Below are 227 nucleotides of genomic sequence, written 5' to 3' on the forward strand. Positions count from 1 at the left end.
CACCGCCACGTTGGTGGTGGTCAGCGCGTTGACCTGGGTGGTGGTCAGCGCCTTGGCCTCGGTGACGGTCAGCGCCCCCGCCTGGGTGGTGGTCAGCGCCGTCACCTGGGTGGTGGTCAGCCCGCCGACCTGGGTGGCGGTCAGGGCGGCGATATCGGTGGTCTGGAAGGCATTGAGCTGGGTGGTGGTCAGTCCGCCGATCTGGGTGGCGGTCAGCGCCTGCGCCT

Annotated in this window: 1 protein-coding gene; it reads right to left on the reverse strand. The window is 70.5% G+C overall.

All coding sequences use genetic code 11. The features are described 5' to 3' along the window. Positions 1 to 227 (reverse strand): hypothetical protein (locus H261_RS25675; RefSeq protein WP_008623054.1); only part of this gene is annotated, 227 nt, incomplete at both ends.

It is taken from the genome of Paramagnetospirillum caucaseum (assembly GCF_000342045.1).
GTDB classification, from domain to species: domain Bacteria; phylum Pseudomonadota; class Alphaproteobacteria; order Rhodospirillales; family Magnetospirillaceae; genus Phaeospirillum; species Phaeospirillum caucaseum.